The organism is Paeniglutamicibacter quisquiliarum (assembly GCF_019084045.1).
Lineage (GTDB): Bacteria > Actinomycetota > Actinomycetes > Actinomycetales > Micrococcaceae > Paeniglutamicibacter > Paeniglutamicibacter quisquiliarum.
In genome coordinates, this window is the sequence record NZ_JAHRED010000006.1 from 80,083 (window position 1) to 105,661 (window position 25,579).

Annotated in this window: 21 protein-coding genes; 11 read left to right on the plus strand and 10 right to left on the minus strand. The window is 65.1% G+C overall.

Going from position 1 to position 25,579, the window contains the following annotated elements; translation table 11 throughout:
• Positions 1 to 12: 12 nt before the first annotated feature.
• Together KRR55_RS12050 and menD are read left to right on the plus strand one after the other, a co-directional pair.
• Complete coding sequence (locus tag KRR55_RS12050) at positions 13 to 2,088, plus strand: PhoX family protein (protein ID WP_217389343.1); 2,076 nt, start codon at positions 13 to 15, stop codon at positions 2,086 to 2,088.
• A 197-nt stretch (positions 2,089 to 2,285) separates the two neighbouring features.
• Entirely contained in the window at positions 2,286 to 3,983 is a 1,698-nt protein-coding gene (gene menD / locus KRR55_RS12055; RefSeq protein ID WP_217389344.1) for a 2-succinyl-5-enolpyruvyl-6-hydroxy-3-cyclohexene-1-carboxylic-acid synthase, read from the plus strand.
• Positions 3,984 to 4,018: 35 nt separating this feature from the next.
• On the opposite strand, the gene KRR55_RS12060 is transcribed toward menD, so the two are convergent.
• Positions 4,019 to 5,773 (minus strand): glycoside hydrolase family 35 protein, encoded by a 1,755-nt coding sequence (locus KRR55_RS12060; RefSeq protein ID WP_217389345.1) that lies wholly within the window; start codon positions 5,771 to 5,773, stop codon positions 4,019 to 4,021.
• 168 nt (positions 5,774 to 5,941) lie between these two features.
• On the minus strand, positions 5,942 to 6,961 hold the full coding sequence (locus tag KRR55_RS12065) for a LacI family DNA-binding transcriptional regulator (protein ID WP_217389346.1): 1,020 nt from the start codon (positions 6,959 to 6,961) through the stop codon (positions 5,942 to 5,944).
• A 303-nt stretch (positions 6,962 to 7,264) separates the two neighbouring features.
• On the opposite strand from KRR55_RS12065, the gene KRR55_RS12070 reads away from it, so the two are divergent.
• From KRR55_RS12070 to KRR55_RS12080, 3 genes are all read left to right on the plus strand, one after another.
• Entirely contained in the window at positions 7,265 to 8,581 is a 1,317-nt protein-coding gene (locus KRR55_RS12070) for an ABC transporter substrate-binding protein (RefSeq protein WP_217389347.1), read from the plus strand.
• Positions 8,582 to 8,657: 76 nt separating this feature from the next.
• Complete coding sequence (locus KRR55_RS12075) at positions 8,658 to 9,587, plus strand: carbohydrate ABC transporter permease (RefSeq protein ID WP_217389348.1); 930 nt, start codon at positions 8,658 to 8,660, stop codon at positions 9,585 to 9,587.
• The gene (locus tag KRR55_RS12080) at positions 9,584 to 10,552 is read left to right on the plus strand and encodes a carbohydrate ABC transporter permease (protein WP_217389349.1); all 969 of its coding nucleotides are present in this window, start codon (positions 9,584 to 9,586) and stop codon (positions 10,550 to 10,552) included. The genes KRR55_RS12075 and KRR55_RS12080 overlap by 4 nt, the downstream gene beginning before the upstream one ends.
• Positions 10,553 to 10,793: 241 nt before the next feature.
• On the opposite strand, the gene KRR55_RS12085 is transcribed toward KRR55_RS12080, so the two are convergent.
• The 4 genes from KRR55_RS12085 to KRR55_RS12100 form a co-directional block, all read right to left on the minus strand.
• On the minus strand, positions 10,794 to 11,585 hold the full coding sequence (locus tag KRR55_RS12085) for an amino acid ABC transporter ATP-binding protein (protein ID WP_217389350.1): 792 nt from the start codon (positions 11,583 to 11,585) through the stop codon (positions 10,794 to 10,796).
• Positions 11,586 to 11,596: 11 nt separating this feature from the next.
• Positions 11,597 to 12,391, minus strand: a complete 795-nt coding sequence (locus tag KRR55_RS12090) for an amino acid ABC transporter permease (protein ID WP_217389351.1) — start codon at positions 12,389 to 12,391, stop codon at positions 11,597 to 11,599.
• Between the two features lie 92 nt (positions 12,392 to 12,483).
• The gene (locus KRR55_RS12095; protein ID WP_217389352.1) at positions 12,484 to 13,272 is read right to left on the minus strand and encodes an ABC transporter substrate-binding protein; all 789 of its coding nucleotides are present in this window, start codon (positions 13,270 to 13,272) and stop codon (positions 12,484 to 12,486) included.
• Positions 13,273 to 13,431: 159 nt separating this feature from the next.
• Positions 13,432 to 14,769, minus strand: a complete 1,338-nt coding sequence (locus KRR55_RS12100; RefSeq protein WP_217389353.1) for an isochorismate synthase — start codon at positions 14,767 to 14,769, stop codon at positions 13,432 to 13,434.
• Positions 14,770 to 14,887: 118 nt separating this feature from the next.
• Between KRR55_RS12100 and KRR55_RS12105 the strand changes: the two genes are divergently transcribed.
• Complete coding sequence (locus KRR55_RS12105; RefSeq protein WP_217389354.1) at positions 14,888 to 15,586, plus strand: demethylmenaquinone methyltransferase; 699 nt, start codon at positions 14,888 to 14,890, stop codon at positions 15,584 to 15,586.
• Between the two features lie 185 nt (positions 15,587 to 15,771).
• Positions 15,772 to 16,869, plus strand: a complete 1,098-nt coding sequence (locus KRR55_RS12110; RefSeq protein ID WP_217389355.1) for a polyprenyl synthetase family protein — start codon at positions 15,772 to 15,774, stop codon at positions 16,867 to 16,869.
• A 20-nt stretch (positions 16,870 to 16,889) separates the two neighbouring features.
• On the opposite strand, the gene KRR55_RS12115 is transcribed toward KRR55_RS12110, so the two are convergent.
• The 3 genes from KRR55_RS12115 to KRR55_RS12125 are packed head-to-tail and all read right to left on the minus strand — an operon-like array spanning position 16,890 to position 19,281.
• Positions 16,890 to 17,405 carry an HIT family protein gene (locus KRR55_RS12115; protein WP_217389356.1) on the minus strand — a complete coding sequence of 172 codons (516 nt, stop codon included), beginning with the start codon at positions 17,403 to 17,405 and terminating at the stop codon, positions 16,890 to 16,892.
• 9 nt (positions 17,406 to 17,414) lie between these two features.
• A complete protein-coding gene (locus tag KRR55_RS12120; protein ID WP_217389357.1) occupies positions 17,415 to 17,849 on the minus strand; it encodes a hypothetical protein in 435 nt (144 codons plus the stop codon).
• Between the two features lie 25 nt (positions 17,850 to 17,874).
• Positions 17,875 to 19,281 (minus strand): PucR family transcriptional regulator, encoded by a 1,407-nt coding sequence (locus tag KRR55_RS12125; protein WP_217389358.1) that lies wholly within the window; start codon positions 19,279 to 19,281, stop codon positions 17,875 to 17,877.
• 112 nt (positions 19,282 to 19,393) lie between these two features.
• Here KRR55_RS12125 and KRR55_RS12130 point away from each other — a divergent pair, with 112 nt between their 5' ends.
• The 3 genes from KRR55_RS12130 (at position 19,394) to gabT (ending at position 22,742) form a co-directional block, all read left to right on the plus strand.
• Positions 19,394 to 20,974: a sodium-dependent transporter gene (locus KRR55_RS12130; RefSeq protein ID WP_217389359.1), complete on the plus strand. Its 1,581-nt coding sequence runs from the start codon at positions 19,394 to 19,396 to the stop codon at positions 20,972 to 20,974.
• On the plus strand, positions 20,971 to 21,108 hold the full coding sequence (locus KRR55_RS12135) for a methionine/alanine import family NSS transporter small subunit (RefSeq protein ID WP_217389360.1): 138 nt from the start codon (positions 20,971 to 20,973) through the stop codon (positions 21,106 to 21,108). Before KRR55_RS12130 ends, KRR55_RS12135 begins: the two co-directional genes overlap by 4 nt.
• Positions 21,109 to 21,401: 293 nt before the next feature.
• A complete protein-coding gene (gene gabT / locus KRR55_RS12140; protein ID WP_217389361.1) occupies positions 21,402 to 22,742 on the plus strand; it encodes a 4-aminobutyrate--2-oxoglutarate transaminase in 1,341 nt (446 codons plus the stop codon).
• Between the two features lie 89 nt (positions 22,743 to 22,831).
• On the opposite strand, the gene rarD is transcribed toward gabT, so the two are convergent.
• Positions 22,832 to 23,788 carry an EamA family transporter RarD gene (rarD, locus tag KRR55_RS12145; RefSeq protein WP_254456144.1) on the minus strand — a complete coding sequence of 319 codons (957 nt, stop codon included), beginning with the start codon at positions 23,786 to 23,788 and terminating at the stop codon, positions 22,832 to 22,834.
• Positions 23,789 to 24,110: 322 nt separating this feature from the next.
• Between rarD and KRR55_RS12150 the strand changes: the two genes are divergently transcribed.
• Positions 24,111 to 25,535 carry an FAD-dependent oxidoreductase gene (locus tag KRR55_RS12150; RefSeq protein WP_254456145.1) on the plus strand — a complete coding sequence of 475 codons (1,425 nt, stop codon included), beginning with the start codon at positions 24,111 to 24,113 and terminating at the stop codon, positions 25,533 to 25,535.
• Positions 25,536 to 25,579: the final 44 nt, after the last annotated feature.

Genomic DNA, 25,579 nt, shown 5'->3' on the forward strand with positions numbered 1-25,579 from the left:
ACGGAGAAAACCATGAGCCTCACACGTACGTTCCTTCCCATGCTCGGCCACACCCGTGGCAACCGCGATGCCGCGACCTGCCACTTCAAGTGCGGCAACGCGTGCGCCAAAGACGTCTGCAACACCAGCGACAACGGCTACTTCCGGGACATTGCCGACGCGGCACTGAGCCGCCGCTCCATCCTCGGCTTGGGGGCCGTGGCATCCGCCGCTCTGGTGGTCGGCGTCGAGACCGTTGGCGCCTCCGCTGCCCGGGCCGACACCGTGGTGGCCCCCAACGGGGGCGGCAAGCTGGCCTTCAAGGCCATCGCCCCGGTGCCGCGCACCACCGACGCCATGACCGTGCCCGAGGGCTACGACTGGGCGCCGATCATCCGCTGGGGCGATCCGCTGTTCCACAACACCGCGCAATTCGACATCACCGCGCAGAGCGCCAAGCGCCAGGCCGGCCAGTTCGGCTACAACAACGACTACCTGAACATCATCGTGGACAAGTACTCGGGCCGCTCGGGCGTGCTGGTGGCAAACCACGAATACACCAACGAAGACTTGATGTTCGATCCGGCCTGGTTCGCCGCCAACAAGGCCGAGGCCGCGAAGATCGCGATGGCCGCCCACGGTTTCTCCGTGGTCGAGGTCAAGCGCGTCAAGAGCGGCACCCCCTGGACCTACGTCCGCGGGGGCGAGCGCAACCGCCGCATCACCGCCACCACCCCCTTCGCCGTCGACGGCCCGGCCGCCGGGTCCGACCTGCTCAAGACCGTTGCCGATCCCGAGGGACGCACGGTGCTGGGCACCTTGAACAACTGCGCCGGCGGCACCACCCCGTGGGGCACCGTGCTCTCCGGCGAGGAGAACTTCAACCAGTACTTCCGCGGCACCGGTTCGTCCACCGACGCGCGCTACGGCATTGCCGACCAGGCGACCGAACGCGGCTGGGAGGACGTGGACCCGCGCTTCTCCGCCCGCAACCCGGGCTACGAGAACGAGATCAACCGCTTCGGCTGGGTCGTCGAGATCGACCCGCAGAACCCGTCCTCCACCCCGGTGAAGCACACCGCGCTGGGACGCTTCAAGCACGAGGGCGCCAACGTGCGCATCGCCGCCGACGGCCGCGTCGTTGCCTACTCGGGCGACGACGAGCGCTTCGACTACGTCTACAAGTTCGTTTCCAAGGCCAAGTACCGCCGCGGGGACCGCAAGCACAACATGACCCTGCTCTCCGAGGGCGACCTCTACGTCGCCAAGTTCTCCGGCAATTCCCCGGCGGCCCAGATCGACGGCTCGGCGACTGTGCCTTCCGACGGGGCATTCGACGGCTCGGGCAGCTGGATCCCGCTGGTCAAGGACGGCGCCTCCATGGTTCCGGACATGAGCGTGGAGGAAGTGCTCGTCTACACCCGCCTGGCCGGCGACAAGGTCGGTGCCACCAAGATGGACCGTCCCGAGGACGTGGAGCCGAACCCGGTCACCGGAAAGCTCTACATTGCGTTGACCAACAACACCCAGCGCAACACCACCGGCAAGGCGACCGTGGACGAAGCGAACCCGCGCACCAAGAACCGCGACGGCCACGTGATCGAGCTGACCGAACGCAACAACGACGCGACGGCCACCGAATTCGGCTGGAACATCCTGCTGGTGGCCGGCGACCCCTCCAAGGACGAAAGCACCTACTTCTCGGGCTACCCGAAGGACAAGGTCTCGCCGATCTCCTGCCCGGACAACCTGGCCTTCGACTCCAAGGGCAACCTCTGGATCTCCACCGACGGGCAGCCGGGAACCATCGGCTACTGCGACGCCCTGCACAAGGTCACGCTAACCGGTGCGGAGCGCGGACGCGTCGAGCAGTTCCTGGCCGTTCCGGCCGGGGCGGAAACCTGCGGACCGCTGATCCACGACCGCGACGGCTCGGTCTTCGTCGCCGTCCAGCACCCGGGCGAGAACGGCACCTACCAGGATCCGACGTCGTTCTTCCCCGACTACGTGCTCAGCCCCTCCCAGGCAAAGCGCGGCCAGGTCTATGGCCCGCGTCCCTCGGTGGTCCAGGTGTTCTCCTCGGCCAAGGGCAACGGGCCCAGGAAGTAACCCACTCCGCACCGTAGGTGTAGGGCAAGGCCCCTCGCGGCGGCGGTTCACGAACCGTCGCAGCCAGGGGCCTTTTGCCTGCCCGGGGGCCTTTCCGGCTGCGTGCCGTCGGGAACGGCAGGATGTTGGCCGCCACATCGCCAATTGCCCATGGCGGCGGAACGGTTCTGGTCGGGCACGGAATTAGGATGGAAGGCATGCCAACTGATTCCGTTCCCGAACTCGCCTCCATGGATGTTGCCCGCCTCCTGCTGGCCGCACTGCAGACCCACGGGATTCGCGACGTGGTGATCTGCCCCGGATCGCGCAGTGCACCGCTGGCCTACGCCCTGGCGGAGGCCGAGGCAGCGGGCACCATTCGCCTGCATGTGCGCATCGACGAACGCGGGGCGGGATTCACCGCGCTGGGCCTCAGCCTGGCCGGAGGTGCCCCGGTGGCCGTGGTGACCACCTCGGGCACCGCGGTGGGGGAGCTGCTGCCGGCGGTCATGGAGGCCAACCACGTCGGGGCCGGGCTGGTGGTGCTCTCGGCCGACCGCCCCACCGAATTGCACGGCACCGGAGCCAACCAGACCACCAACCAGGTCGACCTGTTCGGGGTGCACGTGCGCCGCAGCGTCAGCATCCCGGCCGGATCGGATCCGGAACCGCTGGTTGCCAAGGCAATGTCGGCGGTCCGCGGATCGCAGGCATCGGCTCCCGGCCCGGTGCAGGTCAACGTGGCCTTCCGGGACCCGCTCATCCCCGATCCGGGGGACAGGCTCCCGGATTTCGGGGCCAACATCATTGTCCCACCCGTTGCACTCGAGCCGAATGCGGAGCCGGGGTGGAAGAACCACATCCCGGTGTCCGAACACCGAACCGTGGTGGTTGCGGGACACGGAGCCGGCCCGGAGGCCGAGGACTTCGCCAGGACCCTGGGACTGCCGCTTTTTGCGGAGCCAAGTTCCAACGCCCGGTTCGGGCCCAACGCCGTCGGCCCCTACCGCACCCTGCTGGCCAAGCACATGGCACGCATCGAACGCGTGGTCCTCTTCGGCCGACCGACCCTCAGCCGGCCGGTCGGCATGCTGCTGGGAAACCCGAACATCGACTCGGCCCTCTGGTCTCCGGCACCGGCCCCATGGTTCGAACCGGGACGCAGACGCGAGCGGATCGTCGCCGATCCCGCCGCACTGGTGGAGTTCGCCGGGGTGGCCCCCGAGGGCTGGCTGGGACAATGGGAGCGCCTGGGCAAGCGGGCAGAGGAAGCCATCCAGGCATCCATCGCCGCCGGTGCGGGGCTGAACGGACCGGTGGTTGCCCGCGAGGTCTGGGAGTTGTCCCACGGGAACCTCGTGCTGGGGTCCTCGAACGTCATCCGCGACGCCGACCTCTGCGGACAGCCCGCGAAAAGGGCAGTCGCAAGCGTCTACGCAAACCGGGGCCTGGCCGGGATCGACGGAACCGTGGCCACCGCCACGGGCATCGCCCAGGCACGTGGCGGGACGAAGACCACGCTCCTGGTCGGGGACGTGACGTTCCTGCACGACGTGGGTGGGCTGCTGATCGGTGAGGGCGAGCCCACGCCCGAGATGGATGTGGTGGTCCTCAACGATGCCGGAGGCGCCATCTTCTCCACCCTCGAACACGGTGCGGTCGAGGAATCCGGGCGCTACGCAAATGCGGTCGAAAGGCTCTTTGCCACCCCGCACCGGGTGCGGATCCAGGCGCTGGCCGCGGCCTTCGGATGGGACTACCTGGCGGTGGACACCGTGGAGGAGCTCAGAAGGGCGCTGCAAACCCCGGGAACCCGGCGCATCATCGAGGTCGCGGTGCCCCGAGCGGGACTGCGCGCCATGCATGCCCGGATCGCGGCTCAAGTCAACGAACTTGGCTGGCCGGAAACACGCTAGGCCCAACTGGCGTCATCCGGTAGGGCACCGAAGAGCTACTGCGGTGCCACCGGAGCCGCTCCCTCGCCGAGGTGCGGGGACGAGAGGATCCGTGGCGGCCCCGCGCTTGTGCCGTCCAATTCCAGGATGAGCACCTGGTTTGCACCTGGCCGCACAACCGGGGCGGGGACAAAAAGCCGGGACTGCGGCCCTGCATCCCAGAAGCGTCCCAGGGAAAAACCGTTGACCCAGACATAGCCCTTGCCCCAGCCCGACATGTCGATGAACCCATCCGCCGCGGCATCGGCGCCAAAGCCGAAGGCGTGGAATGCGGCCTCGTGTGGTGAAGCCTTCGACGCCTGGCCCAGCAATGTGGCTGCCGGGACCCGGGGGAGTTCCATGGCGGTCATTCGCCAGCCGTGAAGCTCCTGGCGTTCATGCAGCACCGCGCCCACAATGCCCTTGCGTTCCCCGACTAGCCTGCCGTAATTGACCCTGCCCATGGATTCGACGTAGAGCTCAATTGCCAGCCCGCCCGCCGGTACCGGCAACTCGAAGGCTCGCTGGTCGTTGCGTTGGAAGACATGGACAATCTTCCCGTCAATGACCAAGTGGGCGCGGTCGTTGAGTCCGTCGATGCTCAACGGGTAGGCGCGGCGCGGACCTGGGATCGTGGTGGCATAACGGACCACGCCGTGGGATAGGCCCAGCTCCTCGAAGCTCAGCGGATGGCCGGCCTCCACCTCCGGGTTCCCGGTGGTTGCGAGCAGATTCATATAGGCACGCATGCTCACGGGCGCGGATTCCGCGAAGAGCTCGGTGGGCGGCAACAGCGGCTCGCGGAAATCTTCAAGGGCCGGAACCTCACGGTACTTCGCGATCACCCGTCGATAGGCGTGGAACTTTGCCGTCGGCGCGCCACGTTCGTCCAAGGGGGCGTCGTAGTCGTAGGAGGTCACCGTCGGCTGGTAGGTGCCGTTGGCCACCGCCTGGGGCGGATCGAAGTTCGCTCCGGCACCCGTGCCGAAGTTGGTGCCGCCGTGCGCCATGTAAAGGTTCACCGAGGAGCCCATGGACAGCAATTCATCAAGGGCGTCGGCCGCGTCCTGGGGTTGGCGAACGTGGTGCTCTTCGCCCCAGTGGTCGAACCAGCCGTTCCAGAACTCCATGCAAAAAAGCGGGTCGTTCGGGCGGTGCCGGCGGAAGTTGGCGAATGCCGGGCCGGCGCCCGAGCCGAAGTTCGCCGTTGCGGCGATTCCCGGGACCATGCCTCCGGTGAGCATGTGGTCCTCGGGCCCATCGGAGGTAAACAGCGGTACATCCACGCCGCGTTCGACGAGGGCCTTGTGCACGAGATCCAGGTAATGGGCATCGGAACCGAAGGACCCATATTCGTTTTCCACCTGCACCATGCTGATCGGGCCGCCGCGGGTTTCCAGCAGTGGCACCATGCGCGGCAGCAACTCGTCAAAGAACGCCTCGACGGCCGCAACGTAGCGGGCGTCGCGGGTGCGGACCCGAATTCCCGGTTGGGAGGTGAGCCAGGCGGGCAGTCCGCCGTTGTCCCACTCGGCGCAGATATAGGGCCCAGGACGCAAGATGACCTTGAGCCCTTCCTGCGCCGCAAGATCCACGAAATGCTCCAGATCGGCGCCGCCGCTGAAATTGAATTCTCCCTGGCGGGGCTCGTGGACGTTCCAAGCCACATAGGTTTCGACGGTGTCGAGCCCCATGAGCCGGAGCCAGTGCAACCGGCTGCGCCACTGTTCGGGATGCGTCCGAAAATAGTGAATGGCTCCGCTGATGATCACGTTCTGGTTCCTCGGTTCTGGCTCGAAGCTGCTACCCAGCCACGAAATTTTCGGTGCCGGTCATCCGCCGCAGTGCGGGACGGCACCCGCGACTCACGCTGGTGTGTCATTCGATTGTTATCGATAACAACTATTTTTGCAATGGGTGTGTTGCGCAGCCTGGCGACCTTAGCGGTTTGTGGTGCTGGAGCGGACGATCAGCTCGGGGGTGATGAGCATGGTCTCGGTCCGCGGCCCGCGCCCGTCGTCTTCGCCGAGTTCGGAGTCCAGGTGGCGCACCGCATGGCGGCCGATCTCCTCCAGGGGCTGTCGGACGGTGGTCAATGGGGGAGTGCAATAGGGCGCCAGCTCGATGTCGTCGATGCCGACCACCGAGATGTCTTCGGGTACCGAACGCCCCAGCTCGGACACCGCCTTGATCAGTCCAAATGCCATCTCGTCGCTGGCCACGAACACCGCGGTGACATCGGGCATTCGCCCCAGGATCAGCCCTGCCCGATAGCCGGACTCGGCGCTCCAATCGCCATAGATCTCAGGCGGGACCTGCAGCTGCGCCGACTCCAGGGCATCCCGCCAGCCGGTGATCCGGGCGTCGGACTCCACCCAGTCCTTGGGGCCGGCGACATGCCAAATATTGGTGTGGCCACGCTCGACCAGGTGTTCAACCGCGAGCCTCGCGGCATGGACCTGGTCAAAGGCAGCGACCTGCTGACCCGCGGGGAGCGGGGAGTCGATGGCCACCGATGGAACCTCATTCAACAGGCTCTCGACCTCGGCGGAGGATCCCTGTAACGGAACAGCGGTGATGATTCCGTCCACTCCCTGGGTGACGAGCCTACTCAAGCCCGCTTCCAACGACCTGGCCGAGAGGTCGGTAATGGACACGAAGGTCACCGAATACCCGCGCGCCGCCGCCTCACGTTCAATGCCGACGATCAGGGTCATGCGCGAGTACGAGCTGGAGGATAGGGTGATCACTCCTATCATGTTGCTGCGCCCGGTCACCAGCGCCCTTGCTGTGGCGTTCCTGCGGTAGCCCAGGCTTCGGGCGGCCTCCTTGACGGCCTGGCGTGTTTCAGCCTGCACGTTCGGATGGTCGCTCAGGACTCGGGAAACGGTTTGCGCCGATACCCCGGCTAGCTGGGCGACATCGCGCATTGATGGTGCGCGGTGCGGTTTCTGGGCCATCTAGTCCTTCTTTTCTCTCAGTGCGCGTCGCGTGCGTGGGCCCGGGGGCGCGTGTTACGTATCAAGTGACTCTATGTGATGCAAACCAGCCTTGACCATGAAATGGGACGTATCCGGGAAATCGATCAAGGTACTTGTTATCGATAACAACCTATGGCATTCTGGTTTTCACGCCTAATGTTGCGCGGCTCACAGACGCTTGTTCCGAGAGATCCCGCGCAGGTCCAGGTGTCGGGTTGAAATCCCGAAGTCCCAGCCTTTGACAGACATGCCGGCCAGCCGGTGGTAGCAACTGGAGGAAACATGAAGAGCTTCAAGCGTTTGGGGATCGCCGCGGCCGGTGCCCTCGCAGCGACACTCGCCCTGACAGCGTGCGGCGGCGCCAGCGGAGCCCCGGCTCCAGCGGCATCCAGCACCGAAGCGGCCTCGCCGGCCGAGCTGACCTTCTGGGGATGGGCCCCGGGCTATGCCGACAGTGTCAAGGCATTCAACGAATCCCAGTCGGATATCGTCGTGAAGTACGAAGAAATCCAGCCCGGATCTCGTGGCGGCTACGAAAAGATGCTGAATGCGGTGCAGGCCGGCAACGCGGCCTGCCTGGGCCAGGTAGGCTACGAAACCCTTACCAGCTTCGCTGCGCAGGGCGCGCTTGAAGATGTCTCGCAGTTCGCCACCGCCAACCAGGCAGAATACGTTGAATTCGCCTGGAACAGCGTCAAGGTCGGAGACAAGGTGTTCGGGGCACCGGTGGACACCGGCCCCATGGCCCTGTACTACAACAAGGAACTCTTCGAAAAGCACAACGTCGACGTTCCAGCCACGTGGGACGAATACAAGGCCGCGGCCGAGAAGCTGAAGGCGGCCGATCCCAAGATCAAGATCAGCTCTCCGTACGCGAACTACGACTACGCCGGTATGTCCTGGCAGGCAGGTGCACCGTGGTTCGGGATCGAGGGGGACAGCTGGAAGGTTTCCGTCGACTCGGAGGAAAACAAGAAGGTTGCCGAATACTGGCAGTCACTGGTCGACGCCGGCACCATTGCCAAGGCGCCGATGTACGACCCTGCATGGTTCAAGGGATTGGGCGACGGCTCGATCGCAACCCTGGTCGGTGCTGTTTGGCAAGCCGGAGTCCTCAAGGGCGATGCGGCCGACGGAGCCGGGAAGTGGGCGGTGGCCCCCATGCCGCAGTGGGATGCGGCCAATCCGTCGGTGGGCAACGTGGGCGGCTCGGCCACCGCGGTGCTCAAGGGGTGTGAAACCCCCGAAGCGGCCTGGAAGTTCGCGAACTTCCTGTCCACCGATGCGGACAGCTACGGCAACCTGATCGACAAGGCTGCCCTGTACCCGGCGGCCAAGGCGCTGTTGGACCTGCCGCAGCTGAGCAAGGAAGACAAGTACTTCTCCGGGCAGAAGATCTTCGATGTGTTCAAGGACGAGGCCCTGAAGGTCAACACCGATTGGACCTGGGGACCCAACATGCCACTGACCACGACGAAGCTTGACGACGGGTTGAACAAGGCCTGGGCAGGCAACGGCAAGCTGGCCGATGCATTGGCCGAAGCCCGCACCGCGACGGTTGACGATATGAAGAGCCAAGGCATCAACGTCGCCGAGTAGTCCGATTGCCGTGGCGGACCCGTTGGGCCGCCACGGCAATCCACCCCTGTAGCAAGCATCGGAAGGCAGCAAGACCATGAGCGTGGTTACCCCAACCCGATCTCCGATCCCCAAGGCGAAAACCATTGGCCGCCAGGCACGAACAGCGGCATTGCTGCTGGCGCCATTCGTGGCGGTATTCGTTGGCATGTACCTGGCCCCACTGTGCTTCGCCGTCTATCGCAGCCTCTTTGTGCTCAAGCGTGACGGTCTTGGGCTCACGGCCCCCACCATGGTGTTTGAACCGTTCACCAACTACCTCAAGGCGTTCAGCGACCCGGTGTTCATCGAGTCGCTCGGACGGGTGCTCCTCTTTGGGGTGGTCCAGGTGCCGTTCATGCTTTGCCTGGCCACCGGGCTTGCCCTGTTGATCGATTCACGCTCGGCACGAGCCAAGGGATTCTTCCGCCTCACCAGCTTCCTTCCCTACGCGGTTCCCGGCGTGATCGCCGCGCTCATGTGGTCATTCCTCTACTCGGGCACCTCGAGCCCGATCAACGCCCTACTCGCACCCCTCGGGATCGAGATTCCCTTCCTGAGCGAGGACATGGTCCTGTGGTCGGTTGCCAACATCGTGACCTGGGGCTGGACGGGCTACAACATGATCATCATCTACTCCGCCCTCCAGTCGATCCCCGGGGAAATCCTCGAGGCGGCAAAGATCGACGGCGCCTCCGCTTGGAACATCGCGTGGCACATCAAGATTCCCATGGTGCGCCCGGCACTCATCCTGACTGCGGTCTTCTCCATCATCGGCACGGCGCAGCTGTACAACGAGCCCAAGGTGCTGCAAAGCGTCTCGGGCGGTTCCATCGACTCGTCGTTCACCCCGATCATGGCCGCCCAGGCAGCCACAGCCGCACAGAACTATCCGTACGCCGCAGCCACCTCGGTGATTCTCGCGGTGCTCGTGGGCATCCTCTCCATCACCTTCTTCAAGATCACGAACCGAGGCTCGGACGCATGAGCACACAACTAGCGGCAGATGACACCTTGGCCTCGACCGACACCGAAACCAGAGGCGCGGCGGTATCCGCCGGGCGTACACGCGCCGGCCGGAACTTCGGCAGGGGATCGGGCTCGAACCCCCGCAACAACCGGGAAACGTCGCTGACCAGCCGCCTGGTGGTGACCATTGTGTTGGGCTGTTTCGCCGTCTACTTCCTGGTGCCGATCTGGTGGCTGCTGGTCGCTGCGTCAAAGCCCATGGGGGAGCAGTTCTCCTCGCCCGGATTCTGGTTCAACGGAATGCACCTGGGCAGCAACGTCGCCGAGCTGCTGTCTTCCCGCGACGGCATCTTCATGCGCTGGATCCTCAACTCGATCTTCTACGCAGGGGTGGGAGCCATCGTAGCGACCCTGCTCGCCTCCATGGCCGGCTACGCGCTGGCCAAGTACAGCTTCCGCGGCAGAGAAGTCGTCTTTGGCGTGGTGCTTGCAGCCGTCCTGATCCCCAAGATCCTCTTTACCCTTCCGCTCTACCTGATGTTTTCCGAGGTCGGGCTGATCAACAACCCGTTGGCGGTCATCCTGCCCAGCATCGTCAGCCCCTTCGGCGTCTACCTGTCCAGGGTCTTTGCCGCGCAGTCCGTGCCCGACGAGGTCATCGAGGCGGCGCGAATCGATGGGTTGGGAGAGGTGGGGATCTACTTCCGGATCGGCCTGCGCATGATGATGCCGGCGTTGGTCACGATCTTCCTCTTCAACTTCGTCGAAATCTGGAACAACTACCTGCTCCCGGCGATGGTCATCAACGACTCCTCACTGCAACCGGTCACGGTCGGCCTGGTGTCCTGGTTCGCCTCCAACGGCAAGGTTCCCATGGCCCTGGTAGTCATCGGTGCCCTGGTCTCGATCATTCCACTGCTGCTGCTCTTCCTGTTCCTGCAACGCTTCTGGAAGGCCGGGCTGACCGCGGGCGCCCTGAAATAGGGACCAACCGATTCCCGCGTAGCGGCGAGTCGGTGCCCCCGCTGGGACTACATGAAATGGCGTGGTCGGCATCCCCAAAACGGGGTGCCGGCCACGCTGCTTTGCGCGTGAACGCGAGTTGGCTTTTGGTCGCCCCACTTGTTGTGGCGAGGCCAATTCCCCAAGCAGAGGGTCGCGGGTTAACGAGAGGAGCGGCCGGCATCCGGATGGATGCTGGCCGCCCCCTCGGCTGTTGAGCGAGCTACTCCGCGATCTCCACGTGGGTGGGATCGAGGACGCGCTTGAGGAAGTCCTGGGTGCGTGGCTGCTGCGGGTTGCCGATGACATCCTTGGCCGGCCCCTGCTCGACGACGACGCCGCCGTCCATGAAGATCACCCGGTCGGCGACTTCCTTGGCGAATGACATCTCGTGGGTCACCACCAGCATGGTCATGCCGGCCTTGGCCAGCGAGCGCATGATGGCAAGCACTTCTCCGACGGTCTCAGGATCAAGGGCAGAGGTAGGTTCGTCAAAGAGCATCAGCGTCGGGTCCATGGACAGCGCCCGGGCGATGGCCACGCGCTGCTGCTGGCCTCCGGAGAGCTGGTCCGGGAAGCGGTCGCCGAAGTCACCAAGCCCCACTCGACCCAGGTTGGTCGAGGCAACCGCCCTGGCCTTGGCCGCGGGGCGCTTGAGCACCTTGGTCTGCGCCACCGTGCAATTCTGCATGACGGTCAGATGAGGGAACAGGTTGAACTGCTGGAAGACCATGCCGACCTTTTGGCGCATCTTGTCCAGATTGACGTCCAGGTCGGTGGCGTCGAAGCCGCCGACGTGGATCGTTCCGGCGTTGGGCTGCTCCAGCAGGTTGACGCAGCGAAGCAGGGTGGATTTGCCCGAACCCGAAGGACCGATCAGGCACACTACCTCGCCGGGCTTGACCTCGAGGTCGATGCCCCTGAGTACTTCGTTGTCGCCGTAGGACTTGTGCAAGCCGCGAATGTCCACGCCTGAGGCCTTGAACGTGCCTGGGGTGTTGGTGTTGTCAGTCATGAGGAGGTTCCCTATCGCTTCGTCCGTGCGGAACGGGATTCAAACTTTCGAGCGATGAGGCTCAATGGAATGGTGATCACGAGGTAAAGTGCGCCGGCCACGATCAACGGGGTGATGCCTGCACCCAGCGAGGCGATCCCGTCGCGTCCGAACTTAGTCATCTCGTACTGTGCCGCGGTTGCGCCGAGAATGAATGCCAGCGACGAATCCTTGGTCAGCAGGATGATTTCGTTGGTCAGCGGCGGCAAGACGATCTTGAATGCCTGTGGGATGACGATGGTGACCATGGCACGCCATGCCGGCATGCCCAGCGAGCGGGCTGCCTCGATCTGCCCCTTCGGCACGGCCTGGAGACCGGCACGCAATGTCTCGGCGATGTAAGCTGCCGAAACCAGGCCCAGTGAAACCATGACGATGACCGGCTGAGGCCAGCTCGTGCCCGGGAACGCGGTCGGCACGCCATATCCGAAGGTGATGAGGACCAAGATCGCGGGGATGCCTCGGAAGAACTCAATAAATCCCGTGGCGAACCAGCGGTACGGGGCGAAGGTGGCCATTTTCATCAGGGCCAGAAGCAGGCCCAGCGTCAGGCCGAAGGCAAAGGATATGGCCGTGTAGTACACGGTGTTCTTCAGGCCGATCGTGAGCAGATCGGGGAAAATGGGGCCAAGCTTGTCGAACGCGAAGAACTGTTCGCTCAATACTTTCCAGTCGACCTGCAGCACCACGGCGAGAATGACACCGAAGAAAACGACGATCTGGATGAGTTTGCTTAACCGGGCGCGTTGACGTGTTGTCATGGCCATGGGATGGAAGCCTTCCGTGAAAGGGGGAGAGGCCCCGGTTCCGATCGGGAGCCAGGGCCTCGCCTGAGTACGTGCATCAAGCGTTGCTGATGTTAGTTGGTCGCGCCGCACCAGGTCTCGGTGAACTTGGCCAGGGAACCGTCATCGGTCAGTCGCTTGAGCGAGGTGTTGACCTGCTCCAGCATGGCCGCCGAGCCCTTCGGGACTGCAATGCCCAGCTGTTCTCCCGTCTTGAAATCGGCAACGCGCTTGAGCGATGGATCATTCTTGATGGCGTAGCCCAATACCGACTGGTTACCCAGCGATGCCACGGTGGTGCCGGCCTTCAGTGACGCGAGTTGGAGGCCCGAGTCCTCGTAGCCGATGGCCTCAAGACCCTTTTCCTTGGCGAACTTGGCACCGGTGGTCGCTTGCTGCACGCCGACCTTCTTGCCCTTGGCGGACTCAAGATCGGTGATCCCCGAGCCCTCCTTGGCAACGAGGGTGAGGTCGTCATCCATGTAGGGGGTGGAGAAGTCCATGTTCCCCTTGCGCTCTGGGGTAATGGATACAGAGGAAATCGCGACGTCGCACTGGGTCCTGAAGAGGCCGGACTCGATGGAGTCGAAGCTTGAATCGATCACGTTGAGCTCGAGCTTCATGTCCTTGGCGATTTCGGCGGCGACATCCATGTCGAAACCGACGTTCTTGCCGTCCTTCACGAATTCGAATGGTTCGTACGGGATGTCCGAGCAAACAGTGAGTTTGCCGGCGTTGATCAGCTTGAGGGCGTTGGCATCCGTCGACGCAGCGGGGGTGTCGCTGCTGCCACAGGCAGTCAATGCGAGGGCCCCCACGGCCGCTACAGCCAATGACTTGAGCACAGTTGATGTAATCCGCATGGAGTGTGATCCTTCTCTTGGTGATCGCTCGCAGGGTTTGCGTTGGTGATCATTCTAACCGGAAGCGCAGACCCATGAGATGTGCCTCACAGGCTACATTCATTTTCTATGGGTAAACAAGTCCCGTTGTGCAATTGTTGTCTGGACTCGATCCAGTGGCTAAATGCCCAACGCCTCGCGCATGGGACGCATCTTGGCCCATGATTCCGCTAGTTCTGCGGCCGGGTCAGAGGCGGCGACGATGCCGCAACCCGCGTAGAGCCTAATTGAGGTCGGGGATTCAATCACTCCACCACGCAGGGCGATGCCAAATTCACCATTCCCGCGTGTGTCGATCCAACCCACGGGACCGGCGTAAGGTCCGCGATCCATGCCCTCAAGCTCACGCAGGATCAAGCCGGCCTCCTTGGTGGGAGTCCCACACACGGCCGCGGTGGGATGGAAAACCTCGGTCAAATCCAGCATGCTCGGCACCGAACCGTCCGCCCGGATGGCCAGGGTTGCCTTCACGTCCGATGCCAGATGCCAGACGTTGGGCAGCTGCAGGACGAACGGCTCGTCGGGCGCGTCCATGCCCGAGGACAGTGGGCCGAGCTGTTCGGTCAACGAGTCGATGGCCAGCTGGTGCTCATGGCGTTGCTTCTCGTCCTCGAGGAGCATGCGGTGCGCGTAGTGCGCGTCCCCGCTGGGGGCGGTGGCGCGATCCAGGGTGCCGGCCAGCACGCGGGCCTCGGCAATGTCGCCGCGCACCCGGACCAGCATTTCCGGTGTCGCACCAATGAGCCCGTCCACCGAATAGGTCCAGCAATCGCTGTAGCGAAGTGCCAGTTGGCGCAGCACCTGGGCCACGGCGATCGGCGAGCCAAGTTCGGCAACGGCGTCACGGGCCAGGACCAGCTTGGTGACGGCGCCGGACTCGATGACGGAGACCCCCTTGCGCACGGACTCCAGATAGGATTCCTCGGAAATCTGCCCGGCGACGAGCCGGTCGATGCCGGTGTCCAGTTCGTGTTCGGGGGAGTAGTCCTCCAGCAATGACGCCAGCTCCGCCTCGGCCGCTTCCACGCTCAGCTCGGCCCCGGGATCGGCGACGGTGTAGGTGATCCAACTGCAGGCGTCGTTGCGGCCCACGACAATCCTGGGAACGATCAACCGGGAGACGTAGGAGCTGCTGAAGGAAAAGGAGAAGGCCCCGTAGGCGATCAGCCCCGTGCCCGACTGGTTCACGTTGTCCTCGACGTCGGCGGCGGCGGCCACCGCATCCCACCACGCACGTGCCTCTGCGAAGCGCTCGGCGCCCGTTGATTCAAAGCGCGCCACCTGGCCAAAACCGACGGTCCCCTCGCCACGGCGTGACCACACCAGGGAATCGTCGCGGACGACGTAATCGAGCAGGCCGTGCTCGCTCATGGCAGGTCGCTGGATCGTGATCGAGCGCAGGCTAGGTACTGTGCCCGGGGCCTGGGCCCCCAAGGCGGCGGAAAGTTGGGAAGTCATGGTCTGCCAAGCTTACCGCCGGAAAACGGCCGCCATGGAGGCGCAGTGGCGCCGCTCACCCGCGTTCCCGGGAACGGGACGTTTTCCCCTAGCCCCGGAACTTTGCGACAATGAAAAGGTGAGCCGTGCATCGCTGGAAAAGCGCCCCGAAGAAGTCCAAGCCATGTTTGATGATGTTGCCCCGCGTTATGACGTGATGAACGACATCCTGTCCATGGGCCAGACCCGCCGATGGCGAAAGATCGTTGTCGATGCGGTGGGTGCCAAGCGCGGCCAGCGGGTCCTTGATCTGGCCGCCGGAACCGGCACCTCCTCGGAACCGTACGCGGATGCCGGCATCGGCGTTGTCGCGTGCGATTTCTCCCAGGGCATGCTCAAGGTCGGCAAGCGCCGCCGACCCGACATCGACTTCGTCGCCGGGGACGCCACCAACCTCCCCTTTGCCGATGACAGCTTCGATGCCTCCACGATCAGCTTTGGCCTGCGCAACGTCAACGAGCCGAAGAAGGCGCTGGCGGAGATGCTGCGCGTCACCAAGCCGGGCGGAACCCTGGTCATCGCCGAGTTCTCCCACCCGACCTTTGCCCCGTTCCGCACCGTGTACACCGAGTACCTGATGCGCGCCCTTCCTCCGGTGGCCAAGAAGATCTCCTCGAACCCCACCGCCTATGTCTACCTGGCCGAGTCCATTCGCGCCTGGCCGGCGCAGGACGGGCTGGCCTCGTGGATCGAGGACGCGGGCTGGGAATCATGCCGCTACCGCAACCTTTCCGGCGGCATCGTGGCGGTGCACCGGGCCACCAAGCCCCTGGCCTAGTCCCGCAGCGCGGGCCGCCGCCCGGCGTCCGACCTGCCAGGATCCCGGCACATTGGATGGCCGGGCAATGAATGGCGATAGAGTGATCCATGTACTAGAGCAGCTGGTGCCTACCGACCAGCACCCAGAATCGGCCACGTGCCGCGGCTGGAGCCGACCGTCGAGAGATAGTAAGTCTTAGAACAGTGACCGATTCCCAGACAAACTGGACAGCTGCCGGACACGGCGTGCACGACTCCTTTGATTTGAACCCCGAGACCGGCGTGCTGGCCGCGGCCGTCAACCTCCCCGGCGGCTTCGGCCTGATCGCCCAGGACCCCGAGTTCGGCCCGGCCATCGCCACCGGCCTGGCCAAGGTCGAAAAGCTGTTGCGCGACGCCATCGCCAACTCCGACCCGCTCATCGATGCCACCAGCCGCCACCTCGTCGAGGCCGGGGGCAAGCGCATCCGGCCGCTGCTGGTGATCCTCACGTCCTTGCTGGGCGAGGGCGTGACAGAGGACGTCATCAAGGCCGCCGCCATCGTGGAATTGACCCACTTGGCCACGCTCTACCACGACGACGTCATGGACTCCGCGCCGCTGCGCCGCGGTGCACCCACCGCCCACGAGGTCTGGGGCAACTCCGTGGCGATCCTCACCGGCGACCTGATCTTCGCCCGCGCCTCGGTGATCGGCGCCGAGCTGGGCCCGGAGGCGGTGTCCATGCAGGCACGCACCTTTGAGCGCCTCTGCCTGGGCCAGTTGCACGAGTCCGTGGGGCCGCGCGAGGGCGACGACCCGATCGAGCACCACCTGAACGTGATTTCCGACAAGACTGCATCCCTGCTGGCCACCTCCGGGGCCTTCGGCGCACTCTTCGGCGGCGTGGGCCAGTACGTCGAGGTGCTGCGCTCCTATGGCGAGAAGGTCGGCGTGGCCTTCCAGGTGGCGGACGACGTCATCGACGTCACCGGCGCGCAGGTCCGTTCGGGCAAGACCCCGGGCACCGACCTGCGCGAGGGCGTTCCGACGCTGCCGATCCTGCTGATGCGCGATGCCGCCGCCGGCGGTGACAAGGATGCGGCAGCGGTGCTGGAATTGGTTGACGGCGATTTGACCGAGGATGCGGCCCTTGCCCGTGCCGTTCAGGCAGTTGCGGGAAACCCCGCCACCACGCAGGCCTGGGATGTTGCCCGGCACTGGGCCGATGCCGCCATCGAGGCCCTGGCCCCGTTGCCGGAGGGAACCGTCAAGGAGTCGCTGGCGGCGTTTGCCGATGCCGTGGTGACACGCGAACTCTAGGGCAGGCGCATAGACGACAACTAGAAGCTGAACCTTTCGGGGCGTTCTCCCCAAAGGTTCCCCTCGCCAAGGGCCGCCCGCAACTGGGCGGCCTTTTGCGCGCGCTGCTCCACCGGGACGGGGTGTCGCAGGTGCCCGTAGAGGTTGTCGTCCGGGAAGCGCGGGAAGACATGCTGGTGGTAGTGCCACACATGCTGGTTTCCGGCAGGCTCGTTGTGCTGCCGGGTGCTGGTTCCCTCGGGGTTCCAGGCCAGCTTCATGGCCAGGGCGATGCGCCTGGTTTCGAGCATGATGTTCGCCGCCACCTCGTCGGGCAGGTCGTAAAGGGCCTCGTGGTGGTCCGCCGGGATGACCATGGCGTGTCCGCCGTAGGGGCCGAAGCCGTCGCACGCCATGATGACGGCGACGGACTCGGTGCGGTAGATCAGGTCACTGGGCGCGCATCGGTTGCCCGGGGAGAGCACTCCGCCGGCGAGCAACTCGCAAAACGGGCAGAGGTAGCCTTGCGGAGCGTGCGATTTCCACAACCCGTCCATGAACGATGGTTAGTTGTTCAGTTCGGGGGATAGTTCGTCAAAAACCCAGCTGAACATGTCCAGGACGTATTCGCTGAAGGTTCCTTCTTCGCTCTTCCAGATGCCGCGGGCGTTCTGGCGGCGGTACACAATCGGGTCGGGGACCTCGAGCTGGTCCACGCGGATGCCCCACACGTACTTTTCCTCTTCGTCCTCCAGGAACAGGAGATAGCCGTCCTCGACCTCCAGCTCGTCGGGATCGAAGAAGTAATGGTACGCCTCCATCAGGTCCTCGCAGCCGCCCAATGCCAGATAGAACTCTCGCAGCACCAGCGGGATGGGGGAGGGGACCAGGGACAGGGCGTCGTCGAGCTCGGACTCGGTCAACCCGTCCTCAACCTGCCACTCGTCCTCAAGGTACAACGGAACCAGCGAACGGAACTTCTCAAGGAACATTTCAGCCATGTCACCCATTCTATCGGGCGGGGTGCTAGTTCAAGTCCATGGCCGTGAGCGCGAGCCACAATTGCACGCGGTCGGCCGTTTTCGTCGGGTCGTAGCCGGAGAGCTCGCTGATCTGCTGCAGCCGGTAGCGGACGGTATTGCGGTGCAATCCCAGGGCATCGGCCACGGCCCCGACGCTCCCGTCGAGTTCCAGGTAGCTGCGCAATGTGCCCAACAACTCGGCAGAGTGCTTCTTGTCAAAGGCCTGCAGCGGTTCCAGGGCCTCCTGCGCCAGGGCATGCAGCGGCACGTCGCGGGCCGCGAGCAGCAGGGAAGTCAGCGAGAGCTTGGAGGGGGTGTTCAGCCGTTCGCCGTGGCGCAGCGCCTCGATGGCCTCGAAGAAACTCCAGCGCAGGCCGTTGGGCTGGGTGTAGCCGCCGCCGAAACCGACGCGCGCCCCGATGCCCGCCCCCTGCAGGTACTTGTCGATCCCGTCGGCCAGTGGCGCTCCGTCGTGCAGCGCCACGACCAGCGCGAGCCTGTCATCGACGATGGCCGAGACCGCGTAATCGAATTCCGGCGGGACGGGCAGGGTGCGCAGGGCCTTTTCCTGGCCCGGAGCCGCTGCCACCAACACGACCGAGTGCGGCTGGCTGGGTGCCACGCCGATTCCCTGCAGCCTGGCGTTGGCCTCGGAGCCCGTGAGCGTTCCTGCCAGGAGGTCCGAGAACGCCTGCCCTGCGACCAGCCGCGTGGATTCGCGCAGCCGCGACTGGTTGGCCAGTTCCAGCCCGATCAGGCCCTGGGCGTAGTCCACGAGGCCGTCGTGCCCGTAGGGCTCGGCCAGGTGCAGGGTGCACTTGTCCCGCAGTCCGGTGGCGATGGGCACCTCGTGCCACGAGTCCTCACCCAGTTCCGGCCCGTGGATCCGCGCGGCGAACTGGGTCAGCGCCACCGCGGTCCCCAGCATGCGGGAGAGCTCGTGCAGCATGGCCCGCAGGCCGCCGGTGAGCAGCGTGGAGGCCAGCTGCTGGTGGCCCTTGAGCAGCTGCTCGAGCCGCTGCAGGTGGTCGGCGTTCAGCGCATCGGCAATGAGCTTGGTGATGGCCATGAACGGTGTTTCGTAGGGAACCTCGAAGACCGGCAGGCCCAGCTCGGTCGCCTCGCGGATCACGGCGGCGGGCACGGAGCGGTGGCTCAGCCCGGTCCCGTACCCCAGGGCCAGGACGCCGGCCGCGTGAACCGTCCGAACAAACGACTCCTGGTTGGCGATCGTGGTCTGCCGCAGGCCCGTGGTGAGCACTATGGCCCCGGTGGTGAGGAAGGGGGAAGGGTCGCGCAGTTCGGTGACGGCCGCCCATTCGATGGGGGTCTCACCCACGGCGGAAAAGTCCGTGTGCGCCTTGAGCCCGAGGCTCTTGGACTCTAGAAGTTTCAACAGGGTGATGGCCATGCACCAATACTATGAAAGTTTTTGTGCATTCGTACGACAGAAGGCGGCGGCAGCGGGAGATAAAGCGCGCGGTGACCTGTGGCCACGCTCACCAGTGGGTTAACGTAGGTGCATGACCACAGCATCTTCGGGCGGGACGCCACTGGCGGCACCCGTCGGCAGGGAGACCTTCTCCTCGCGCAAACTCTTCATCCTCTCCGCCATCGGCTCCGCCGTCGGCCTCGGGAACATCTGGCGCTTCCCGTACATCGCGTACGAAAACGGAGGCGGCGCCTTCCTGATTCCTTATCTGGCAGCACTGCTGTCAGCGGGCATCCCGCTGCTCTTCCTCGACTACGCGATCGGGCACAAGTTCCGCGGTTCAGCGCCGCTGGCCTACCGCCGCATGCACCGCGGCGCCGAGGTCCTGGGCTGGTGGCAGGTGCTCGTTTGCTTCATCATCGCCATCTACTACGCGGTCATCATTGCCTGGGCCGCGATGTACACCTGGTTCTCGGTGACGCAGGCCTGGGGCGACGACCCCGGCGCCTTCTTCACCGGCGAGTTCCTCGAGGTCTCCGAGACGGTGAACGTCGGCTTCAACTTCGTGCCGGGTGTTTTCTGGCCACTGCTGCTCACCTGGGTTGCCGTCATCGGCATCATGGTCGCCGGCGTGCGCAAGGGCATCTCGCGGGCCAACGGCTTCTTCCTGCCGCTGCTCGTCGTGATGTTCGTGTTGCTCGTGGCCCAGTCGCTGTTCCTGCCCGGGGCCATCGACGGACTGAACGCATTCTTCACCCCGAATTGGGCCGCACTGGGAGATCCCAGCGTGTGGGCGGCAGCCTACGGACACATCTTCTTCTCGCTCTCGGTGGCCTTCGGCATCATGATCACCTACTCCTCCTATCTCAAGCGCAAGACCGACCTGACCGGTTCGGGCATGGTCGTCGCGTTCTCCAACTCGGCGTTTGAAATCCTCGCCGGCATCGGTGTCTTCGCGGCCCTGGGCTTCATGGCGTTCACCGCGGGCTCGACCGTGGGCGACGTCGCGGTGCCCGGCATCGGGCTCGCCTTCATCGCCTTCCCGACGATCGTTTCGGAGGCGCCGTTGGGTGGGCTGATGGGCGTGCTGTTCTTCGGTTCGTTGGTATTCGCGGGTATCACCTCGCTGATCTCCATCCTGGAGGTCATTGTCGCCGCGGTGCAGGACAAGTTGGGCTGGCCGCGCGTGAAGGCCTCGCTGGCAGTGAGCATCCCGGTGGCGTTCATCTCGCTGCTGCTCTTCCCGACGGCCACCGGCCTGTATCTGCTTGACACCTTCGATGCCTTTGTGAACAGCTTCGGCATCCTGGCCGGCGCGCTGGTTGCCGTGATCCTGGTTGCCTGGTTCCTGCGCAAGCTGCCGATGCTCTCGGACCACCTGAACAGGGTCTCCTCGGTGCGCATGCGCTCCGTCTGGATCGCCTTGGTCGCAGTGGTGGCCCCTGTGGTGTTGGGCTACATCCTGATCAACGAGTTCATTTCCAAGATCGGGACAACTTACGAGGACTACCCGACCTGGTTTGTCGGGGTCTTCGGCTGGGGCATGGCCGCCGCGCTTGTTGTCGTGGCCGTGGTGCTCACTCTCATCCCGTGGAGCTCCAAATCCAAGCTGCACCACGATCCCGAATACGCGGCCCTGATCGCCGCGGAAGAAAAGGAGGAAGGACGATGACTCCCATCGCAATCACCTTTCTGGTGATCTCCATCCTGACCGTGTGGGGCGGGCTGGGGCTCGCCCTGGTCAACCTGTCCCGGCACCCCGAGGACGAGGGCCACCTGCCCGAGGAGATCGCCCCGGAGCTTTAGCCAACACGACGTGTAACCACACGTCAGCCCCTTGACCGGCCCGGTGCGGCGGCAGGAACTTCCTGCCGCCGCACCGGGCCGGTCGTGTGTGAGGCCGGCGCCCGGGCGGCCTGTGCATTTGCACTGGAATCCGGGATTCCGACTGTGCCAATTCCACTGGCGGGCGCTGTGGCGCGCGGCATAGGCTACTGGGTAGTAGAGACCACCAACACACCGGGTTCCAGGGTGCCCCGGTGCCCGGACCGCAACGGCCCCGGCACCGGCAGCCAGGTCCGGGAAAGGACTGAACCTTCATGGACATCACCTATCGCATCGAGCAAAAGCGACACATCGGCGGCGCATTCCCCGGGCCCAAGTCGGCGGAGCTCGCGGCCCGCCGCGCCAACGCCGTCGCACTGGGCGTGGCATCTGCCATGCCCGTCTACGTGGCGGACGCCGACGGCGGGATCATCGTGGATGTCGACGGCAACGCCATCATCGACCTGGGCTCGGGCATCGCGGTGACGTCGGTCGGCGCGTCCAACGAAAAGGTCGCGGCCGCGGTTGCAGCGCAGGCCGCCCGCTTCACCCACACCTGCTTCATGGTCACCCCCTACGAGGGATACGTCGAGCTGGCCGAAAAGCTCGCCGAGATCAGCCCGGGCACCCACGCCAAGAAGGCGGTCTTCTTCAACTCCGGCTCCGAGGCCGTCGAAAACGCCATCAAGGTGGCCCGGGTGGCCACCGGACGCACCGCGGTGGTCGCCTTCGACCACGCCTACCATGGCCGCACCAACCTGACCATGGGCCTGACGGCCAAGGCCGCCCCGTACAAGCGCGGCTTCGGCCCGCTGGCCTCGGAAATCTACCGCATGCCCATGAGCTACCCGTTCCGCGAGGAGAACCCGAACATCTCCGGCAAGGAAGCCGCCGAGCGCGCCATCCTGGCCATGGAAAAGCAGATCGGCGGCGACCAGATCGCGGCCATCATCATCGAGCCGATCCAGGGCGAGGGCGGCTTCATCGTCCCGGCCGACGGCTTCCTCCCCCGCCTGGCCGAGTGGGCCAGGGAACAGGGCATCGTCTTCGTCGCCGACGAGGTGCAGGCAGGCTTCTGCCGCGCCGGTGCCTGGTTCGCCTCGGAGATTGAGGGCATCGTCCCGGACATCATCACCGTGGCCAAGGGGATTGCCGGAGGCATGCCGCTCTCGGGCATCGTGGGCCGGGCCGATCTCCTGGACTCGGTCCACCCCGGCGGCCTGGGCGGCACCTACGGCGGCAATCCGGTTGCGGTTGCGGCGGCGCTGGAGACCATCAGGTTCATGGAAGAGCAGGACCTCTCGGCCCGTGCCCGCGAGATCGAGGGGCAGTTCTTCACCCGCATGCGCAAGCTTCAGTCCGAGGTCCCGGCCATCGGCGACATCCGCGGACGCGGCGCCATGGTGGCCATCGAGCTGGTCAAGGCCGGCGGCATCGAGCCGGACGCCGAGATCACCAAGAAGATCGCCGCCGACTGCCTCGCCGAGGGCGTGCTGATCCTGACCTGTGGAACCTACGGCAACGTCATCCGCCTGCTTCCCCCGCTGGTCATCGGCGACGAGCTGCTGGCCGAGGCGTTCGAGGTCCTCGAAAAGGCCATCCGCGCCAACGCCTAGCCGGTCCCCGGCAGGACCGGGAAGTGGGTCGGCGGGCTGTCCAGTTTCCTGGACAACCCGCCGGCCCGCTTCTTTTTTCGTGCCGCGCCCTAGCCGACCTTGACCGGCACGATGCGGCGGGGCAGGCGGGCCATGTCGATGCAGAGCAGGATCACCGCGACCCAGACCAGCGAAAAACCGATCAGGCGTTCGGGGGGCATGGGTTCCTTGAAGACCACCAGGGCCACGATGAACTGCAGGATGGGGGCCAGGAACTGCAGCGTTCCAATCGTGGTCAGCGGCAGGCGCCGCGCGGCCGCCCCGAAGAGCAGCAGCGGCACGGCGGTGATGATTCCGCTGGAGGCCATCAGCCAGAAGTGGGCGGGCCCGGAGGAAAGCACCGTGTCGGTGTTCGTGGCCACCAGCCACGCCATGAACCCGAGCGCCGGGAGCGCCAGGATCGCCGTCTCCATGCTGAGCGAGGTCAGTGCGGTGGCGGTGCGGCCCACCCGGTTTTTCACGAAGCCATAGAATCCAAAGGAGAACGCCAGGACCAGCGCAACCCAGGGAACGTTGCCGTAGGCAAACGACAGCGTCGTGACGGCGGCCAGGCCGAATCCGATGGCCACCCACTGCAGCGGGCGCAGCCTTTCCTTCAGGAAGACCACGCCCAGGGCGATCGACACCAGCGGATTGATGAAGTAGCCCAGCGCCGCCTCCGCCGCGTGCCCGTTGAGCACCGCATAGGTGTAGGTCAGCCAGTTCACCGCAATGAGGACCGATGCCACGGCGAGGCGTGCCATCGCCCGGCGGTCGCGGCCCAGCGCGGTGAAGCGGCGCCAATTCCGGGTCGCCAGCAGCAGGACCGCACAGAACACCACCGAGAAGACGATCCGGCCGGCGACGATTTCCAGGGGAGAGGCGATGGAAATGGTGAGGAAGTACAGCGGCAGTATTCCCCACAGGCCGTACGCGCCCAGGCCCTGGAGCAGCCCGGCATGGCGTTCGTTTGCGGGGGCGCTCGAAGCCGCGGTGGTCGTCGTTGCCGGGGAGGGCATCTGGGTCATGGTCGCTTCAACCGCGTTTGCATGGTTTCCATTCCGGGTGTGCGTGTCCGCGGGGCGTTCACGCTGGTCGGTGTCGGCCGTGGGCCGGAGTCAGGCGCCGTGCCCGGCACGGGTGCCGGGCGTCGCGCCGGGGCGCAGCCTGCGTCGCAACCGAGCCTATCGCGCGCCGGGTGCCCGGGATGACGGGCCCGTGGGGCCCCCGCTGCCGGGCGCCCGATTCGCGCGGGTCCGGCCCCGGGGAGGGTGAGCATGCCCACACCGGTTCACGTTTAGTGGCCGCGGCCAATTAGACTAGCGTGGCGTGCGCTATTTGCGCGCCCGAATGATCATTCTCCGGAAGGAACCCCTCGTGTCCGATTCAGCAGTTCGCCCGCTCCGTGTCGCCATCATCGGGGCAGGTCCGGCTGGCGTCTATGCTGCCGACATTCTCACCAAGGCGGAGCGTGAATTCGAGGTAAGCATCGACCTGCTCGATGCCTACCCCGCTCCCTACGGCCTGATCCGCTACGGCGTGGCCCCGGACCACCCGCGGATCAAGGGGATCGTCAATGCCCTGCACAAGGTCCTTGACCGGGGGGACATCCGCTTCCTGGGCAACGTGACCTACGGACGCGACCTGACGCTGCACGACATCCGCGACATGTACGACGCCGTCATCTTCGCCACCGGCGCCATCAAGGACGCCCGCATGGACATCCCGGGAATCGACCTCGAAGGGTCATTCGGGGCCGCCGACTTCGTCTCCTGGTACGACGGACAGCCAGACGTGCCGCGGACCTGGCCGCTCGAGGCCAAGCAGATCGCCGTCCTGGGCAACGGCAACGTCGCCCTGGACGTGGCGCGCGTGCTCTCCAAGCACGCCGAGGACCTGCTGGTCACCGAGATCCCGGAGAACGTCTTTGAGTGCCTGAAGGATTCGCCCGTCACCGACGTCCACATCTTCGGACGCCGGGGACCGGCACAGGTGAAGTTCACCCCGCTTGAACTTCGCGAACTGAGCCACAGCCGCGACGTCGACATCGTGCTCTACCCCGAGGACTTCGAGTTCGACGAGGCCTCCGATGCGCTGATCAAGTCCAACAACCAGGTCAAGACGATGGTCAACACGCTGACCAACTGGATCGTCGAGGAACAGGACACCGGCGCCTCGCGCCGCCTGCACCTGCACTTCCTGCACAACCCGATCGAGGTCACCGGCGAGGATGGCAAGGTCACCGGAATCAAGTTCGAGCGCCAGGAACTAGACGGCACCGGCAATGTCAAGGGCACCGGGGAATTCATCGACTACCCGGTGCAGGCGGTGTACCGGGCCATCGGGTACCTCGGCTCCGAGCTGGCCGAGCTCGAATTCGACGAGAAGCGCGGCGTCATCCCCAACGAGGGCGGGCGGGTGCTTGACGCCGCCGGCGCGCACGTGCCGGGCCTCTACGCCACGGGTTGGATCAAGCGCGGACCCGTGGGCCTGATCGGCCACACCAAGGGAGATGCGCTGGAGACCATCGGCAACCTGCTCGAGGACCGACTGTCGCTGCCGGTTGCCTCCAACCCCGACGAGGACGCAATCATCGAGCTGCTGGAGTCCCGCGGCGTTGAATACACGACCTGGGACGGCTGGAAGAAGCTGGACGCGCACGAGATTTCCCTGGGCGCGGCGGCCACCCCGACGCCGACCTCCAACGGCCCGGTGGACCGCGCCCGCATCAAGGTTGTCGAACGCGAGGAAATGGTCAGGATCTCACGGGGCTAAGCTATAGGTGGGCAGGGGCCCGTATTTTTCGAAGTAGCGGAAAA

What these genes read in the sequence shown, in the direction of transcription:
- KRR55_RS12125 (WP_217389358.1), bottom strand. Translation starts at nt 19,281, where the DNA reads ATGGCCATCACCCTGTTGAAACTTCTAGAGTCCAAGAGCCTCGGGCTC.
- KRR55_RS12090 (WP_217389351.1), bottom strand. Translation starts at nt 12,391, where the DNA reads ATGGCCATGACAACACGTCAACGCGCCCGGTTAAGCAAACTCATCCAG.
- KRR55_RS12095 (WP_217389352.1), bottom strand. Translation starts at nt 13,272, where the DNA reads ATGCGGATTACATCAACTGTGCTCAAGTCATTGGCTGTAGCGGCCGTG.
- KRR55_RS12075 (WP_217389348.1), top strand. Translation starts at nt 8,658, where the DNA reads ATGAGCGTGGTTACCCCAACCCGATCTCCGATCCCCAAGGCGAAAACC.
- KRR55_RS12150 (WP_254456145.1), top strand. Translation starts at nt 24,111, where the DNA reads ATGATCATTCTCCGGAAGGAACCCCTCGTGTCCGATTCAGCAGTTCGC.
- KRR55_RS12070 (WP_217389347.1), top strand. Translation starts at nt 7,265, where the DNA reads ATGAAGAGCTTCAAGCGTTTGGGGATCGCCGCGGCCGGTGCCCTCGCA.
- KRR55_RS12100 (WP_217389353.1), bottom strand. Translation starts at nt 14,769, where the DNA reads ATGACTTCCCAACTTTCCGCCGCCTTGGGGGCCCAGGCCCCGGGCACA.
- KRR55_RS12050 (WP_217389343.1), top strand. Translation starts at nt 13, where the DNA reads ATGAGCCTCACACGTACGTTCCTTCCCATGCTCGGCCACACCCGTGGC.
- rarD (WP_254456144.1), bottom strand. Translation starts at nt 23,788, where the DNA reads ATGACCCAGATGCCCTCCCCGGCAACGACGACCACCGCGGCTTCGAGC.
- menD (WP_217389344.1), top strand. Translation starts at nt 2,286, where the DNA reads ATGCCAACTGATTCCGTTCCCGAACTCGCCTCCATGGATGTTGCCCGC.
- KRR55_RS12120 (WP_217389357.1), bottom strand. Translation starts at nt 17,849, where the DNA reads ATGGCTGAAATGTTCCTTGAGAAGTTCCGTTCGCTGGTTCCGTTGTAC.
- gabT (WP_217389361.1), top strand. Translation starts at nt 21,402, where the DNA reads ATGGACATCACCTATCGCATCGAGCAAAAGCGACACATCGGCGGCGCA.
- KRR55_RS12130 (WP_217389359.1), top strand. Translation starts at nt 19,394, where the DNA reads ATGACCACAGCATCTTCGGGCGGGACGCCACTGGCGGCACCCGTCGGC.
- KRR55_RS12115 (WP_217389356.1), bottom strand. Translation starts at nt 17,405, where the DNA reads ATGGACGGGTTGTGGAAATCGCACGCTCCGCAAGGCTACCTCTGCCCG.
- KRR55_RS12080 (WP_217389349.1), top strand. Translation starts at nt 9,584, where the DNA reads ATGAGCACACAACTAGCGGCAGATGACACCTTGGCCTCGACCGACACC.
- KRR55_RS12065 (WP_217389346.1), bottom strand. Translation starts at nt 6,961, where the DNA reads ATGGCCCAGAAACCGCACCGCGCACCATCAATGCGCGATGTCGCCCAG.
- KRR55_RS12135 (WP_217389360.1), top strand. Translation starts at nt 20,971, where the DNA reads ATGACTCCCATCGCAATCACCTTTCTGGTGATCTCCATCCTGACCGTG.
- KRR55_RS12085 (WP_217389350.1), bottom strand. Translation starts at nt 11,585, where the DNA reads ATGACTGACAACACCAACACCCCAGGCACGTTCAAGGCCTCAGGCGTG.